This is a genomic window from Streptomyces sp. NPDC034085, from assembly GCF_055575555.1.
Window position 1 is genome coordinate 42229 of sequence record NZ_JBVISL010000019.1, and the last position, 14372, is coordinate 56600.

The 14372-nt window shown below is 69.3% G+C and carries 15 protein-coding genes and 1 pseudogene; 9 read left to right on the plus strand and 7 right to left on the minus strand.

Annotated elements, in window-relative coordinates; translation table 11 throughout:
* Positions 1-352 precede the first annotated feature (352 nt).
* The 3 genes from ACZ501_RS34575 (at position 353) to ACZ501_RS34585 (ending at position 3050) form a co-directional block, all read left to right on the plus strand.
* Positions 353-667, plus strand: a complete 315-nt coding sequence (locus ACZ501_RS34575) for a hypothetical protein (RefSeq protein WP_468800678.1) — start codon at positions 353-355, stop codon at positions 665-667.
* Between the two features lie 74 nt (positions 668-741).
* Positions 742-1320, plus strand: coding sequence for an RNA polymerase sigma factor (locus tag ACZ501_RS34580; RefSeq protein ID WP_468800681.1), 579 nt, complete (start codon positions 742-744; stop codon positions 1318-1320).
* The gene (locus ACZ501_RS34585; RefSeq protein ID WP_468800684.1) at positions 1317-3050 is read left to right on the plus strand and encodes an IclR family transcriptional regulator domain-containing protein; all 1734 of its coding nucleotides are present in this window, start codon (positions 1317-1319) and stop codon (positions 3048-3050) included. Before ACZ501_RS34580 ends, ACZ501_RS34585 begins: the two co-directional genes overlap by 4 nt.
* Positions 3051-3326: 276 nt before the next feature.
* Here ACZ501_RS34585 and ACZ501_RS34590 read toward each other — a convergent pair whose 3' ends face one another.
* Positions 3327-3491, minus strand: coding sequence for a hypothetical protein (locus ACZ501_RS34590; RefSeq protein ID WP_468800686.1), 165 nt, complete (start codon positions 3489-3491; stop codon positions 3327-3329).
* Positions 3492-4080: 589 nt separating this feature from the next.
* A complete protein-coding gene (locus ACZ501_RS34595; RefSeq protein ID WP_468800714.1) occupies positions 4081-4491 on the minus strand; it encodes an excalibur calcium-binding domain-containing protein in 411 nt (136 codons plus the stop codon).
* Between the two features lie 752 nt (positions 4492-5243).
* On the opposite strand from ACZ501_RS34595, the gene ACZ501_RS34600 reads away from it, so the two are divergent.
* From ACZ501_RS34600 to ACZ501_RS34610, 3 genes are all read left to right on the plus strand, one after another.
* Positions 5244-5498 (plus strand): hypothetical protein, encoded by a 255-nt coding sequence (locus tag ACZ501_RS34600; protein ID WP_468800689.1) that lies wholly within the window; start codon positions 5244-5246, stop codon positions 5496-5498.
* Positions 5499-5657: 159 nt separating this feature from the next.
* Positions 5658-7526: a DEAD/DEAH box helicase family protein gene (locus ACZ501_RS34605; protein ID WP_468800691.1), complete on the plus strand. Its 1869-nt coding sequence runs from the start codon at positions 5658-5660 to the stop codon at positions 7524-7526.
* Positions 7523-8146, plus strand: coding sequence for a hypothetical protein (locus tag ACZ501_RS34610; protein WP_468800694.1), 624 nt, complete (start codon positions 7523-7525; stop codon positions 8144-8146). Before ACZ501_RS34605 ends, ACZ501_RS34610 begins: the two co-directional genes overlap by 4 nt.
* A gap of 403 nt (positions 8147-8549) precedes the next feature.
* On the opposite strand, the gene ACZ501_RS34615 is transcribed toward ACZ501_RS34610, so the two are convergent.
* The 3 genes from ACZ501_RS34615 to ACZ501_RS34625 all read right to left on the minus strand — a co-directional run bounded on the left by ACZ501_RS34615 (position 8550) and on the right by ACZ501_RS34625 (position 10767).
* A complete protein-coding gene (locus ACZ501_RS34615) occupies positions 8550-9629 on the minus strand; it encodes a hypothetical protein (protein ID WP_468800696.1) in 1080 nt (359 codons plus the stop codon).
* Positions 9630-10180: 551 nt separating this feature from the next.
* The gene (locus ACZ501_RS34620; protein ID WP_468800699.1) at positions 10181-10405 is read right to left on the minus strand and encodes a hypothetical protein; all 225 of its coding nucleotides are present in this window, start codon (positions 10403-10405) and stop codon (positions 10181-10183) included.
* 5 nt (positions 10406-10410) lie between these two features.
* Positions 10411-10767 carry a hypothetical protein gene (locus ACZ501_RS34625; protein WP_468800701.1) on the minus strand — a complete coding sequence of 119 codons (357 nt, stop codon included), beginning with the start codon at positions 10765-10767 and terminating at the stop codon, positions 10411-10413.
* A 318-nt stretch (positions 10768-11085) separates the two neighbouring features.
* Here ACZ501_RS34625 and ACZ501_RS34630 point away from each other — a divergent pair, with 318 nt between their 5' ends.
* Together ACZ501_RS34630 and ACZ501_RS34635 are read left to right on the plus strand one after the other, a co-directional pair.
* Positions 11086-11379 (plus strand): hypothetical protein, encoded by a 294-nt coding sequence (locus ACZ501_RS34630; protein WP_468800704.1) that lies wholly within the window; start codon positions 11086-11088, stop codon positions 11377-11379.
* Between the two features lie 44 nt (positions 11380-11423).
* Positions 11424-11828 (plus strand): hypothetical protein, encoded by a 405-nt coding sequence (locus tag ACZ501_RS34635; RefSeq protein WP_468800706.1) that lies wholly within the window; start codon positions 11424-11426, stop codon positions 11826-11828.
* A gap of 23 nt (positions 11829-11851) precedes the next feature.
* Here ACZ501_RS34635 and ACZ501_RS34640 read toward each other — a convergent pair whose 3' ends face one another.
* Positions 11852-12331 carry a hypothetical protein gene (locus tag ACZ501_RS34640; RefSeq protein ID WP_468800709.1) on the minus strand — a complete coding sequence of 160 codons (480 nt, stop codon included), beginning with the start codon at positions 12329-12331 and terminating at the stop codon, positions 11852-11854.
* Between the two features lie 1326 nt (positions 12332-13657).
* Between ACZ501_RS34640 and ACZ501_RS34645 the strand changes: the two genes are divergently transcribed.
* Positions 13658-13813: a hypothetical protein gene (locus tag ACZ501_RS34645; RefSeq protein WP_468800711.1), complete on the plus strand. Its 156-nt coding sequence runs from the start codon at positions 13658-13660 to the stop codon at positions 13811-13813.
* Positions 13814-14102: 289 nt separating this feature from the next.
* On the opposite strand, the pseudogene ACZ501_RS34650 reads toward ACZ501_RS34645, so the two are convergent.
* Positions 14103-14372, minus strand: a pseudogene (locus tag ACZ501_RS34650) (hypothetical protein); the annotation flags it as partial.

The window sequence follows — 14372 nt, forward strand, 5'->3', positions numbered from 1 at the left end:
TCATCATGCGGCGGTTCTACCGGCCACCACGACAACAGCAACAGAGCGCGGAGCAGCATTTCACTCCCCCGAGGGCCGTCGTTTCACCGGCGAAACGGCACTGCACCCGGGGTCAGGGCACGGCCTGGCCCCGGGCCATTCCCCGCCGGTGAGCCCTAGCAGGGGCATCTGCCCGGTGATGTGGTTCGGCGGCGACCCTGGCGTGCGCCGGAGCGCGGGGCGGGCTCTTCGTTCACTCACTTGGGTGAATCGGGAGGCTGCGGGGGGAGAAGTGCTCAGTGGTGTTCGTCTGCGGGGCGAGGACGCGATCACGCCGACCGCGTCCCGCCAAGTAGATGGAGAACCACTGAACATGCCGTCCTTGGAGTGGATCGGGTACGTCCCGACCGCCGTGAGCGCGGTGCACGCTCTGGTCGCTGTGGTGAGCCTGTGCCGGCGTGGTACGGCCGGCCGACCGGACACCCCCGGTGAAGCGATCGCCGAGCCCGTGGTGCCGAAGCAGTGCGGTGGTGCAGCGGAGGAGGTTGTGGTGGTGCGGGTGGAGTTGGCCGTGGATGCGCAGACCGTGGTGCGGTTCGAGATCGCGGGCGCCGCCGACGCCCCCTCGGGCATCGGTTCCGTCACCGGCTCCGGTTCAGCGGCCGGCGGGGAGCGGGGCCCGTGGTAGGCGGTGGGGCGGAAGAGGAGTTCGCGCCGGACCCGGACACGGAACAGCAGCCCGGTCATGGTGCGGAGGGGCCCGTGCCGGAGCCCGATGTGGCGCAGCGGTTGCTGGAGGCGGCTCCGGCGTTCATGAAGTTCGGTCCGTACGTGCTGCGGCGTTCCTTTCGGTCGTTGTCGTTGGCGACGTGTCAGGACGTGGTGGCGGAAGCGCTCCTGCGGGTGGGCGTGAAGGTGGCGGAGGGTGAGCTGCCGGCGGATACGAACGTGATGGCGTACCTGCGCACCGCCGCCCGGAACCTGGCCGTCGACGAGTGCCGCCGGGAACAGCGCGGCGGCAAGCGGACGGTGGTGATGGATGCGCAGACGCTGGAGTCGCTGCCCGACGGCGAGGACCAGGAGGTGGTGGATGAGGGCCGGCGGCGCCAGCGGGAGCTGCTGCGGCGGGAGATCGAGCGGATGCCGGAGGGGAAGCAGCGCCAGGTCGTGGACTTGCAGAGCAAGGGCCTGTCCGATGTGGAGATCGCGGCCGCGCTCGGCATAGCGGCCCCGCAGCTGCACAAACTGCGTTCGAAGGCGATCGCGCATCTACGGCGCAAGCTCACTGGGCATATTCGGGATGGGCATCGAAAGAACAGCTGCGGAAGGAAGGACAGGTGACGGATGTGAGCACGAACGACCACCGCGGCGGGGCGGGCCGCCCGGATCCGGTGGTGCCGGCCGAGCTCGCCCACCTGCTGGCCCAGCTCGCCGGGCCACATGATTTCTGGGACCGCCCCAAGGGCTACTTCGGGCCCCTGACCGACACCTACGGGCTGAGCCCGGAAGAGCGGGCGCACGCGAACTCGCTGTACCGGCTCGGGACGAAGGCACTGGTACGCGGCGAACTGCTGCGCGCCGAGCGGTGGCTGGGCACCGCGGCCGAAGCCGGACACCCCGGCGCCATGTTCCGCCTCGCGGCCCTGGCCGGCCGGGCCGACGGCGACCGACGCGAGGACGTACGGTTCCTCGTCGCCGAAGCAGCCCGCCACGGACACTCCGACGCGCGCCGCCTCCTGGCCGCAACCGCCCACCGCCGCCCCTCCCCCCTCGAACCGCTCCCGCCCGTGGAAGACCCGCGGTTCTTCGAGGAAGTCCGCGAACATCTCGGCGTCCGCGCCGAAGTCCTCCTCCCCGACCCCGCCCAGGCCCCCGCGGCCGCTGCCGCGGCGGCGGGGCAGATCGCCGCGCCCGAGACGGGGGCCCCACACCTGGTTCTGGTGCCGCCGCCCGCCTTCCCCGCCCCTCACCGGCCGACCGCCGACGACAGGGCGCCCGGGGCTCCATCCCGGCCGCGGTACCGGCATCTGCGGTCCCTCGACCAGACACCGGGCGGAGCCCTGGTCCAGCCCCTGCCCGACCCAGCCCCCCACCTGGCCGCCGCAGCCGCCGCAGCCGCCGGGGCCGCAAACCCGGCTCAGCCAGATTCCGGCGACGCCAGCGACTCCGGTGGCAGCCGTAAGGGGTGGTTTTCGGCACATGCCCTGCGGCCGGCGGTGCTGACCGATATGGCCTCCCGGATCCTGCCCACGCAGACCCCCCGGCAGCAGGCCGCGGCGGTCAAGGCCCACCACCTGCTCCGCCACATTCAGCAGTCCGGCGGGATCAGCACCCGCGACCTCGCGCGGCGCACCGGCATGTCCGTGACCTCCACGGCGTGGCTGCTGCACTGGTTGCGTGCCCAGTACCTGGTCGAGACGATCTCCGGAGCGCATCTGCCGGGGCCGGTCATGGAAATGGCCTCCCGCCCCGAACAGCACGATCTGCTCATGCAGCAGACCCTCGACGGGCTCCGCGACCGCCTCGGCGCCGCCGTCTACCTCAGCACCTACACCGGCGGGGAAGTCGAGATCCTCCAGTCCTCCCACGGCCCCAGCGCGCCCCCGGTCAGGGTCGGGGCGGCGTTCACCGACAGCGCGCACGCGAGCGCGGTCGGCAAGGCGCTCCTGGCCGACCTCGACTTCGAGGCCCGCATGGAACACCTCGCCCGCTACGAGCCCCTCCCCTACACCGGACGGACGATCACCAACCCGCGGGCCCTCTTCGAGAACCTCGACAACCACGGCCCCCAAGCACTCCAGTTCGACCTCCTGGAGTACTCGAAACACAACCTCTGCGCGGCGTTCTCCCTCACCCTGCCCGGCCACGACGCCACCTGCGTCGCCCTCGCCCTGCCCGCCGACCAACACCACCGCCTCAAGCGCACCGCCGCAGCCCTCAGCAAGCTCTCCACCGGACTCCTCCTCGCCCGGCTCCTCACCACCACCGCCGGCGACACCATCGACCCGAACACGGGCGACATCTGGCAGTCGGGACCGGCCAACCCACCCCGAGCCATCGCCCTGCCCTGACCCCCGACAGGCCTGCCCTGTCCGAGCGCCGCAAAGCGCCCGGACAGGGCAGACCCCCAACCGGGGACAACCGACGGCACAGCCGCGCACAGCCGCATTCGTCATACGGCTGGCGCCGTCCCGGGCGAACCCGGCACAGCCCCCTCGGCACGCTCAGCCGCTACGTCCGCGCGCCCGCCGTGCTCGTGCCCCTCCCCCCGGCAGCCCGTACGCGTCCGGCCGCAGCGGGGCGGCCGGGGCCCGCAAGGCCGCGCCCCGGGCGTCCGCGCGCCGCCCTCAGCTGGTGGCCGCGGCCCCGCCCTGCCCGAAAGCGGGGACATCGTCCGCCGTCTGGTCCAGGCACAGCCGCTTGAACCGGACCGGGTGCCGGTAGACGCCTCCCCGGTCGAGCGCGCGGTCGCAGCTGATCTCCACCACCGCCTCGGGGCGCACCAGAATCACGTCCCGGACCTCGCGGGACCCCCACGCAGACGCGAACCGCACCCCTCCCAGGGGTGCCCGGATCGGCCAGGGTGGGGTGCTCGCCGTGCTCGTCGTGGCGGCCGAGGACCAGGAGCTGCAGACGGATAAGGGTGCCGGTGACCGCTCCGATGACCGCCTCGGTGGTCCGGGCGTGCACGTACGCCGGTCGCGCTGCTGGAGGGTCAGCTCGCTGCGCGCAAGGCGGTGGGCTGACCGAAGACGGTGTCGAAGGGGTGTGCTTGGCGGGTGCTGACCAGGCGGTAGGCGCCGCGGTGCCGACGTTCAGCCCAGCGCGCGAGGGCGGTGGCCCGGCACCGGAGGGCTTCGAAGGACAACCGGTCGGCTGCGGTACCCCGGATGACGAGCTCGCCATCGAGGACCAGACCGTCCGACGGCGCCGCCCGCTTCCGGGTATGAACCTGGACGCCGTGCCCGAGCGCCACCGCACGGCCACCGTGGCCTCGGCCCGGTGCTCGGCTGTCTGACGGGCGGCGCCCGGGCGGCCGGGACGGTTCAGCCGACCGCGCAGAGCCGACCGCAGGCGTGTCGTGTCGGGTGAGGAGCCTGGTCACTCGCAGGCGACGCCGTCGCCGTCGCGGTCTACGTGGGAGCCGTAGACCGGGTCCCCGCGGCGGATCGGAGCCGCCCCCGCCGCCCTCACGGCGCTGCAGTTTCGGTAGGAGACGCTGCCACCGCCGTCCCCAGCGCTCGAGCTGTCATCGGATGACGCCCCGCCCGGCTGTGTGTCTCCGGAGGTGCCGGTCTTGCTGTCGTCTACCGCAGGGGGCCGCGGTTGGCTCGGCGGCTCAGGTGCTTGTTGCTGGGCCGGAGCGGCAACGGACGGGGCAGACCGTGGCGAAGGGGTAGCCGCCGGGGTCGGGGATGCGGGCGCCGCGGTGGCCGGCGGCGCAGGGGCGGAAGCCGGGGGTGCTGGGGCTGGTGCGGTGACGGTGACCGTGGCGGCCGGCTGCGGGTGCATCCTCGCGTCATCCTGCGTGTTCTTCGGGCTGGCATCGGCGACGACCAGGACCGCGAACCAGATCGAGGCCAGGACCACCGTCACGGCCTGGCCGGCCTTGTCCCAGCGGGCCGCGAACGCGAGCGCGACACCCAGCGGCGGAACGGTGAGCGTCAAGGCGATCAGGCAGGGACCGCCAGCAGGGGATGCCAGCGGCGCGCGGGGGCCGGCTGGAACGAGGCGGCGGCATCAGGGGGTGAGTACACAAAAACTCCAGACCCGAACATAACGAGGCGGGCACCGCGGGCCGACGCATACCCAGGGCCCCCAGCGCCCTGGGCCCGGACAGACACGCAAGGACACCGCCTGGCGGTACGGCAACGGCCACGGCACACCCGCTCAACGCCCCCGCGCCGCAACGGCCACCCGACAACATGCCTGCGGGCGACGAAGCATGCGCGGCAACTACTTTCCTTCGCCGTCTCCCACGCCCGCGCGGTCACGACGACTCAGCGCGGGGTCCGCCAGGTGCCTGCAATTGTGAGTGTCTGAAGGTGTTCCGCCACCCCCGTGTGAGAGGTGCTCCAGTGGATATGGTAACGAAGCTGATACTGAAACAGATGAGCTAGACACGAACGCAGTCCGATCAGAATCCATCGATTCAGCACAACAGCCGCCGTGCAGCCCCAGAGTGTGCGCCGGAGCATCCGCCCCCACTCCCCGGTGCTCAGCTCGGAGGCAGCGTCCGCTGGCTCAACAAGATCAATCCGGACGTGAAGGCACTGCCCGTCATGCTGCACTCCAGCCGTACCTGCGATGTCCAGGGCACTCCACCGCCGGGCATGCGGGTGGTCACCCCGGCCAAGTTCGAGCTGCTTCGGGAAGCGGTCACCAAGTTCGCCAACGCGCTCGCCGCCAACCCTGGTAGCTGGAAGGACGAGCAAGCCGTCTCCGTCCAGCTGGCTCAGCACAAGCTTACGGGGACCTTCTTCAACACCTACTCCGAGGCCGTGCGCACCACTGCCTGACGAGGCTGCCGGGCGCCCACCATGTTGTGGGTGCCCGGCAGCCGTACGACGTAGACGAACCAGCGCCTCAACGGGTGACGTTCTGGACGGAATAACCAATTCTGGTTAAGCATCACCATTCCGGTTGCTGGGCGTGAAGCTGTGCGGTGAACCTCAGCTATGACTCGTGAACGCCGCCGCTTCAACAGCTCCGAGCGCGTTGCCCTCTTCCTGACCGGAGCAGGTGTGTGCGCCGGCTGCGGGGTGGAACTCGAGCCCGGCTGGCACGCCGACCACCAAGAGCCTTGGTCCGCAGGGGGCGCCACCGATGTCATGAACGGGCAGGCGCTCTGTCCGCCGTGCAACCTAGCTAAGGGGAACCGACACGTGAAGCTCAGGCGATGGCAGGAAGACGGAATGCGGGCGTTCGTCGCGAGCAGGAAGGACTTCCTGGCGGTCGCAACCCCGGGAGCGGGCAAGACCACGTTCGGGCTCCTGGCATACCAGTCGCTCGTGGAATTGGGCGAAGCTCGTCGCCTGGTCGTCGTCGCCCCCACGAGCCACTTGCGTAAGCAGTGGGCCAAGGCCGCAGCCAAGGGCGGAATCCAGCTCGACGCGGACTTCGCGAACCGGGACGGGGTGTCAGCTCGCGACTACGACGGCGTCGTCACCACCTACCAGTCCGTGGCCGCCAGCCCCCTGACCTGGGAACGCATCGCCTGCAACAAGACGTTCCCCACGCTCGTGATCCTGGATGAGGTACACCACGCCGGCGACGCGGAGACGCTCTCCTGGGGCACCGCCCTGGAGACCGCCTTCGCCGGCGCTCAGCGCCGCCTCCTCCTCTCCGGGACGCCGTTCCGCACTGACCAGAGGCCCATTCCGTTCGTCCAGTACGACGTGACCAGGCGGGCCGTACCCGACATCAACTACGACTACGGGGCAGCCCTCCAAGACAGGGAGGTCGTCCGACCCGTCGCGTTCCCGGCGATGGACGGCGAAGCTCGATGGAGGTTCGCATCGGACGAGAAACTCAACGCACAACGACTGTCCGAGACCGACAGCAACACACACGCCGCAGCCCTGAAGGCCGCCCTCGATCCCGCCGGGAACTGGATCCCCTCCGTACTGCAGCGGGCCAACGATGAGCTGACCTTGATGCGGGAAGACGTCCCAGACATGGGTGGCCTAGTCGTAGCCCGGGACCAGGCCGCCGCGCAGGCGTACGCCGAAATCCTGCGCCAGGGGACCGGAGAGCCCGTGTCCGTAGCCATCTCCGACGACCCGGCAGCATCGAAGGTCATCGACCGGTACGCCGAAGGAACCTCCCGGTGGATCGTGGCCGTGCAGATGGTCTCCGAGGGCGTCGACATCCCCCGACTCGGGGTCGTCGTGTACGCCTCCAATGTGCGCACCGAGATGTTCTTCAGGCAGGTGGTCGGGCGCTGTGTCCGCAAGCGAGGTCCGGAGGACGAGACCTGCGCGAGGGTCTTCGTGCCCTCGATCACACCGATCCTGCGGATGGCGGCCGACATCGAGAAGACCGTCGACGCCGTGTTGGCGGACGAGGAGCAGCGCATCCAGCGCGACCAGGGCGAGGACGGAGGGGAAGGTACAACGCGGAAACCCTCTTCGGTTGAGGTCATCGGCTCGTCGGTGGCCGTGCACCCATTCACTATTGCCAGCGGCAACGCATTCGCCGACGCCGAGCTGCAACGAGCCCGTCAGGTCATGCGCGAGGCTGGCATCCCGATGAGCGTGGAGGCGTCGGCCTTCGCCCGTGCCCTGCGCCTTGCCGGAGCGTTCCCTGAGCAGAAGACCGAGGAACCAGCGGAGACCCGTCCGCTCGTTGAGGAGAAGGCCGAGATTCGCAACCTCGTGCAGCGGAAGGTGGGGCAACTATCCAAGATCACGCGTCGGCCCCACGGGCACATCCACGCTGATCTCAACCGTGAGTGCGGGGAGGCATCCATCAAGGTCGCTACCGTGCCGAGTCTCAAGCAACGACTCGTGTACCTCGACCGGTGGCTGAAAGACGCACGGCGATGACCAGCGAGACCGCCGGCACACCCAACCCTCGGGCCAACGCGATGTTGGTGGAAACCCTTGCCGGGGCTCTGCGGTCCACGGAGAGCGGGCTCACTGCGGTCCCTGATTTGTTGGCCCGTGTACTTACCGAGGGATCGTGGCGATCGTTCATTACCCCCCGCGGCGAGCATGTGGAGCATGACGGTTTCGAAGACTTCGTCACCACTCCACCAACCCATGGCATTGGTAGCAGCCTCAGCTTGATCCGGCGTGTCGTCGGCGACCGTGTAGACGTCTTGGACCTACTCGACCAGGCACTACAAGGCAACTCTGCGCAGGGGCGTTGTACAGACATCGTGGATGACGTCAACGAGGTCGGAGGGATCGAACCGCGCGCCCCTGGTAGCAGCGCAGCGAGAGGTATGCGGTGGCTGCGTGATAACCGGCCGGATCTCCTCGACCGTGTCACGGCAGGGGAGCTGTCCACCAACGCGGCGATGATCGAGGCAAAGCAACGCGACAAGATGGTCAGCGTGCCGGTGCACAAGCCGGACCGCGTGGCTCGTGCCCTGCTCAAGCAGATGACCCCTGACGAGCGACGGCAACTGGTCGACCTGCTGTCCGCGGAGCTGGACACGTAAACCGAGGCATTGGACGCCCGGCAGCGAGAAACAGATCGACGCCGAACCCGCGTGTTCTCGCAGCCGGGACGACCCGCTCGATCGAGTGCTCCCATCCTTCGTCGGCAACCGGCAGCGCGACAGCTGCTCCGCAGTCTGTGGGGAAGCGTCCGGCGGGGTCCAGGATCAGCGGGCGGCGGCCACCCTCGTCGCAGGCAAGTCCACCCACCCCGCCATCCCGCCTGATGTCACGGTGAGGCCGTACTTGTCCACGCACGGCCGCCCGAACGCCTCCCACCGCCGGTAAGCGGCGGCGATCTCGTCCCACAGCTGCCGGGGCCCGGCCTGGGCGACGAGTCTGCGGCGGTGCGGCCGTCGTAGTTGACTGCCCTCCCGGCCTGTTCACCAGGCCAGGTAGGCGGTCTCAGCGACGGCCGGTGACGGCGGCGCCCGGTACCCCTGCGGTCGGCGACCCGTCGGACTCGAGCCAGCGGTTCACCCAGGCGGGCACGCAGTGGGTGAGTTCCTCCTGGGCGGCATAGACCGTCGGCCGGTCCTGTCGGATCCGCCCCAGGCGGTCCCCGCGGCGGTGGATCGTGCGTACTTCCAGCGCCCCCGGCCGGTCCGCCCGTACGGAGGCGGCGGTGGTGGTGCACTGGTCGCTGTATCCGGGCGGCAGGTGGCAGGTGCAGTCCTCGTCCACGACGGTGACGGGCAAGCCCCACTCCGGTGCTGACAGGAGCGCCGCCAGCCGCCGGTGGCCGACGGCGCCGTGGCCTTCAGCAAAGGTGGGATCGATGATCCAGCGCTCACCGCCGCCGCGTGCGCGGCTGTTGAGCCAGCCGGTCACAGCCAGCGGGATCCCCAGCGAACGGACCAGGCCGGTCCGACGCAGCAGACCGCTGGTCAGCCAGGCCGACGCCGCGGCGCCCCCGTGGCCCGGCCGCAGGTAGGGGCGCTCGGCCGGGTGCAAGCGGTCGGTGCGCCCCTGGTGGCACGGCGTCATCCCCCAGGTGATCATCATCTGGTCCTGGCTCTCGACCGCCCGCCGCCATTCATCGGGGTCCAGGCCCAGCAGGGTGATGGAGGCAGTCGTGCCCAGCAGGCGCAGCACCACCGTCCCGTTCTCGATGTGAGGGCGGGCCCCGGGCACTCCCGTGATCTCGCCGTACTCATCGGCGCGCGGCAGCAGCGCCTTGGCCAGGTCCAGGGCCTGGGTGTCCTCGCCTTCGCGGCGCTCGTCCACGTCGGGCTCGAAGTTGATCGTCAGGCGGTCGGGGCGCGGGTCGACGTAGATGATGCCCCACGGGTGGACTCTGTTGATTTTTCTCCAGGCCAGAGCGGCCATCACCCGTGCTTCCAGCATCAGCTGGCTGGCATCGGGCTCCGGGATGAGCAGGGAGCCGGGGGCGGCGGCCTCGACCCGCGCGAGAGCGGTTTTCCAGGGCAGCCCGGTGTACAGGCGCAGCAGCTCGGCACGGCGTTCAACGACGGTGGCCTTCATGACTCGGAGCCCCTTACAGCGCGGAGCTATCCCGACACAGCGCGCGCGGCAGAGAACCACGAGAACGTACGGAGCATGTTGCGGTGCCAGCCGAGTTGGCTTTCCCACGGTGTGCTCGATGTCGGGTCGCGCACAGGGACTGGGACCCCGCCGGGCCCACCGCAGCGAATTCAACCACACCAACCGCAGACGGGACCCGGCCACCGTAATGCCAGACCGCCACATCACCCGAACGCCGCAGACCCGCCGCACACCCGCCGCCGTCCACACCCGAGCACTCGAAGGAGTGCACCTGACGCGCCGGCGAAACCGGTGGTACGGCCACCGTGTGGCGGTGAACGGGGATGCCGGCCGGCGAGCTGCTCCGAGGCGGGCGGCTATGCATTGCCGGAGACGGACGTGGCCGGGGCTGGCCCAGGGCACGAGTACGTCGCGCACGGATGATGCCTCTGCGGGAGACCGAGTAGGGCTCGTTGGCCGGGACCGGCCGCTCGGCCACCGGCACGCCGCCGGCGGCCTTGCCCCTTCAGGCGGCCGGGCGCTGCCTTGCACTACGCGGGGTGGCGGTATCCGTTCACGTACCGGCGGGCGGCGGCCTCGCTCGTGCCGAGTGCGGTCGCGACCGTCTCCATCGGGATCCTGCTCACCTGCACCCCCAGCGCCGCGTCCGCGCCCACTTCGGCGATCAGGTACCTGAGGTCCGCGAGAGCCTTCAGCGCCACCAGCGGCTCCTTCACTGCGGCAGTCTCGAGCTCCTCCTGAAGGGTGGTCAGCAACGCAGTCAGGGGATGGGCAGCGGTACGGAGGCGTCTCGCACCACGGTGAGGTGAGCCTGATAGTCCGCGATCGGCCCGGTCAGATCGACGTCCGCCTCGTACAGGGGCCGCTGGTCGTCGAGGACGGTCCAATCGAGCGGGTACTCGGCCGCCCCGCGCCACCCGCACGCACAGGCACCGCGCAGGAGCGCGGCCCTCGGGCGGCCGAACCGGCCGTCGTACGCGTGCCACTCCGTCGACGACGGCATGTGGCCGCCGCTGCCCACGTCGAAGTACACCGGCCCCGGCTCACTGCCGTCCTCCAGCAGCACCCCAACCGCACCCTCGTGCGCGGCCCCCAGGTCCCTCAGCGTCTGATCCACGGCACCCCACCCTCTTCCCCGTCGTACAGCGTGCTGGCCAGACCCCGGCTCCGGCCGGTTCCAGCGTGCCGCACCCACCCGGCCGCCGGTCCGGATCCGGGGAGAACGCCACCCTCCAAGGGGCGCACGGCTCGGGGGTTCTCGGGTCCTCTACGGCGAGCCCTCGCGCCGGTGCGCGGTGGACCGCTGTGGTCGATGCCGGTGCGCTGCGCCTTTGGACTCTTGCTCACGCGCCGGGGGCCCGGATCTGGAGCACTCGTTGGGGTGCACCTGGCGCGCGGGCGAAACCGCCGCCCGGGCAGGCAGGTTGCCGAGAGGATGAACGACGAGAACGTGATCACGATCGAGATCCGGGGCCATGAGCCGGCCGCCGTCGAAGCAGCGCAGCGGATCTCCGAACTGTTCCTCTCCAGCGGCCCGTGCCGACTGCGCCGCACCCCGGGCGAGGCGGAGGTGCAGGTGCTGGTGTACGCGTGCGTCCACCGGAGTCCGGAGGAGGGCGGCTACCTCGAACCCGAAGAAGCAGCTGAGGACGCAGGCGCGTTTCTGCGGTGGACCCGCTCCCCCAGCGGAGTGAGGCACCCCCAACCCCGCTCAGCCCCGCGGCCGTGACCCGCTATCACCAGGCTCATGATCAAGAATTTACGCAGGGGGTGATGGCCGCCGTCGTCGCCTTCGCCGTCCTCGCGCCAGCCTCCCCCGCCCAGGCCGACGAGGTCACCCTCATGGAAGGGATCACCGCCCTGCAGGTCGCGGACGAGATCGGCGATGGCTACAAGCGGGAGCTGTACCCGCATAACGGCTGCACGGAGCCGGCCACCGGCTCCGGCTCGGGGACGCCCGCAGCCGCAGCTCCTGCATCACCCGGCCTGCCGCTCCACCGCCTCCACCATCGACGGGTCTACGGGCGTCGCGGGCGCGACGGTTGGCCGCCGGCGCCGACCACGATGGTCAGTTTTTCGCCGGGCTTGACCTTGACTGAGCGGATGCGCCGCAGGTTTTTCAACGCCGGGCGGTGGGGTGGAGGTGGGGCCGGGGAGGCCGAGGTGGGGGCTCAGTGAGAACTGCCACTATTTCAGGCCTTCTACCCAGAGGAAGAGACAACACTCACAGTGTAGTTAGCCTCGAAAAGGCACACTTGATCTTCGAATTGACACCTGTACGGAACTGAAATGTTAATGGAACCTGCAATTTCATCAAAGGATATCTTTTTCCGGCCCGGAACATAGAGGGTTTCATTGATGTCACCTTTGACCACAATGGTCTGCATGAGACTGCCAAGGATCACTAGCATTTGATTCCCGATGCCCCCTGCGCCGAAATGGGAAATAGAGAGGCGCTGCGTAGAATTATACGTGAGGCTATTTCCAGCCTTAAGGTTGAGCGCTCCACTGGGGTGGATAGGCTTTCCCTTCTTTACGTCATAAAGCGTCTCGGATTCAAATATTTCCTCGTCATTGCCAGCGCGTGTCGATTGGGCCGCTATGAAGCCGTACGGAGCCACAGAACGTGTTCCAGTATTGGTGAAACTTGCCAGGGTCACGTCAATTATTTTCTTGGCCATGATATTTCCAAGGTTCGCTGAATCTGCGTACGGACGCTCTGCGTGGCGGACCCTCCTGCCGGCGCCACCCGCCCAGGGGCATCGTCTACGCACGCGGGCGGCTTTCCGACGGGCCGATCAGTCGGTCCGGTGTGCACCTCTGCACTTCCATGCAATACCGGCATCCAACCCTGCGCAACTCGTATACTAGGCAGATGAGGCCTTCGTGGCCGCATGGTGACGTATCGGGGGGACGCGGGGCTCTCCACCTGACGCTTGGCGTGCAGGCAGGGCTGCCGGGTCATGGTGGATGTGGGGAGACCCTCAGCGTATTCACCTCTACCCTGGGAGGATGATATGTCTCGGAACGATGTGCCAGATGCCCAGAAGGATGCTTTCGAACAAAACGAGGCCGACTTCCGCAAATTTGGTGAGCAAGTGCGCAGCATCCGGGAAACCGCTCGCGCGCGGCTAATGAGGAACGGTTGGGAGCCCGACTCTAACGCCACCAGGCCGTGTCTTTCCTGCCCGTGTCCCGACTTGTTCGTTGACGCTCAGGGGAATTGCAAACGAGGCGGCTGCCATCACCCGATCTTCGACCACGACAATCCCAGGTGACACATGTCGAGCAATATCGGCGCAGGCTGCACCTGGCCCCTGAAGGCGCCCTTCGACCACACCGAGGGTGCGCCCCCCTCGGGCGGTGGCTCTTCAACCAGCGGCGCACCTTCCGCGCCAGCCAGATGACCGGGGAGCGGGCCGCCGAGCTGGAGCTGCGCATCCGTCTGGGACACTGCCCAGCGGGGTTCGCGGAGAACCAGACGGGACAGTCACGCGGATAGCCTGACGTGGACCTCGTCCGCGCCAGCATCGAGCGCGCCGGCAGCCCCAAGGCCACCGGCAGCAAGGCCAGCACTTCCCGCCGGGCCACCGCGGCCGGGTCCGGGTCTCGAAGGGATGGGTCGAAGAAGCTGCCGGCGAAGAAGCGGATCCGCTCGGCGCCCAAGGAGGACCTGAGTGGTCTGTGGAAGGCCGACCTCTACAAGAAGGCTGCCGCCGCGCATGTTCCGGGCCGCTCGCACATGTCCCGCGACGACCTGGTCGACGGCTGCACCCTGGACGGCCGCGTCTGGCACTCCTACTACGACGACGTCTTCGTCCAGGGACCGTCCGGCGTCGACATCGACCACCTCATCCCGCTCGCCGAAGTCCACGACAGCGGCGGCTACGGGCTGGACCACCGAACGCCACCGGCGCTACGCCAACGACCTCGGCTCCGACGTCACCCTCGCCGGCGTCTCCGCCCGTTCCAACCGGCAGAAATCCGACCAGGACCCGGCCACCTGGATGCCCATGGCCCAGGTCCACTGCCGATACCTCGGCGAATGGGTCGCCACCAAGCACCGCTGGGGCCTCGCCATCGACCCGGCAGAGCGGGAAGCTCTCCTGCAGCACGCGGCATCCTGCCCCAACGCCCGCATCACCTACGAACCCGCCTCCTGACCCTGACCGCAGCCTGGCCGTGGGCAGAGGATGCCGCCTCAGCCCACGGCCAAGCCAACCGGTCTGGGCTCCATGGTGTCGGGCGGGCGGGGGACCGGCGACGTGGCGCAGTTAACCTGCCTGACCGCGGGGCACCTGCTGGCACCAGCGGGTGTCGGCGTACGGCCGTTCGCGGCTTCCTCGACCAGAGCAGCCACCCCGTCATGCCAGCCCGGCGGCGCGCAGGAGGACACCGACCGGAGAGTCCGGCACGGCCCCGAAGCCTGCTGGCGAAGCAGGTGACGAGCTGTCAGCTCTGGGGTGGGACGGGTGGCCGACGGCCGGTGAGGGCCTCCGCACGATCCATGAAGGCCTCCGCGATGTCGGCGTATTCGCCGCGGGCGATGGACTGGAGCAGTTCGCAGAGCGCGGCGAGTTCCCCCACCCGTCCGGCGGGTGTTCCGAGGACGTCGGCGAACTCCTGCCGTACGCGGGCCGAGACGGCGGGGACACGCAGGCTGTAGGCGTGGAGGAGGCCGGCGTCGAAGCCGATGGGGACGCTGCCCCAGCGTTCCCAGTC

Excerpts from the sequence above, each read along its gene's own strand:
- ACZ501_RS34575 (WP_468800678.1), top strand. The coding sequence starts at position 353 with ATGCCGTCCTTGGAGTGGATCGGGTACGTCCCGACCGCCGTGAGCGCG.
- ACZ501_RS34610 (WP_468800694.1), top strand. The coding sequence starts at position 7,523 with ATGACCAGCGAGACCGCCGGCACACCCAACCCTCGGGCCAACGCGATG.
- ACZ501_RS34630 (WP_468800704.1), top strand. The coding sequence starts at position 11,086 with ATGAACGACGAGAACGTGATCACGATCGAGATCCGGGGCCATGAGCCG.
- ACZ501_RS34645 (WP_468800711.1), top strand. The coding sequence starts at position 13,658 with ATGCCCATGGCCCAGGTCCACTGCCGATACCTCGGCGAATGGGTCGCC.
- ACZ501_RS34635 (WP_468800706.1), top strand. The coding sequence starts at position 11,424 with ATGGCCGCCGTCGTCGCCTTCGCCGTCCTCGCGCCAGCCTCCCCCGCC.
- ACZ501_RS34640 (WP_468800709.1), bottom strand. The coding sequence starts at position 12,331 with ATGGCCAAGAAAATAATTGACGTGACCCTGGCAAGTTTCACCAATACT.
- ACZ501_RS34615 (WP_468800696.1), bottom strand. The coding sequence starts at position 9,629 with ATGAAGGCCACCGTCGTTGAACGCCGTGCCGAGCTGCTGCGCCTGTAC.
- ACZ501_RS34605 (WP_468800691.1), top strand. The coding sequence starts at position 5,658 with ATGACTCGTGAACGCCGCCGCTTCAACAGCTCCGAGCGCGTTGCCCTC.
- ACZ501_RS34595 (WP_468800714.1), bottom strand. The coding sequence starts at position 4,491 with ATGCACCCGCAGCCGGCCGCCACGGTCACCGTCACCGCACCAGCCCCA.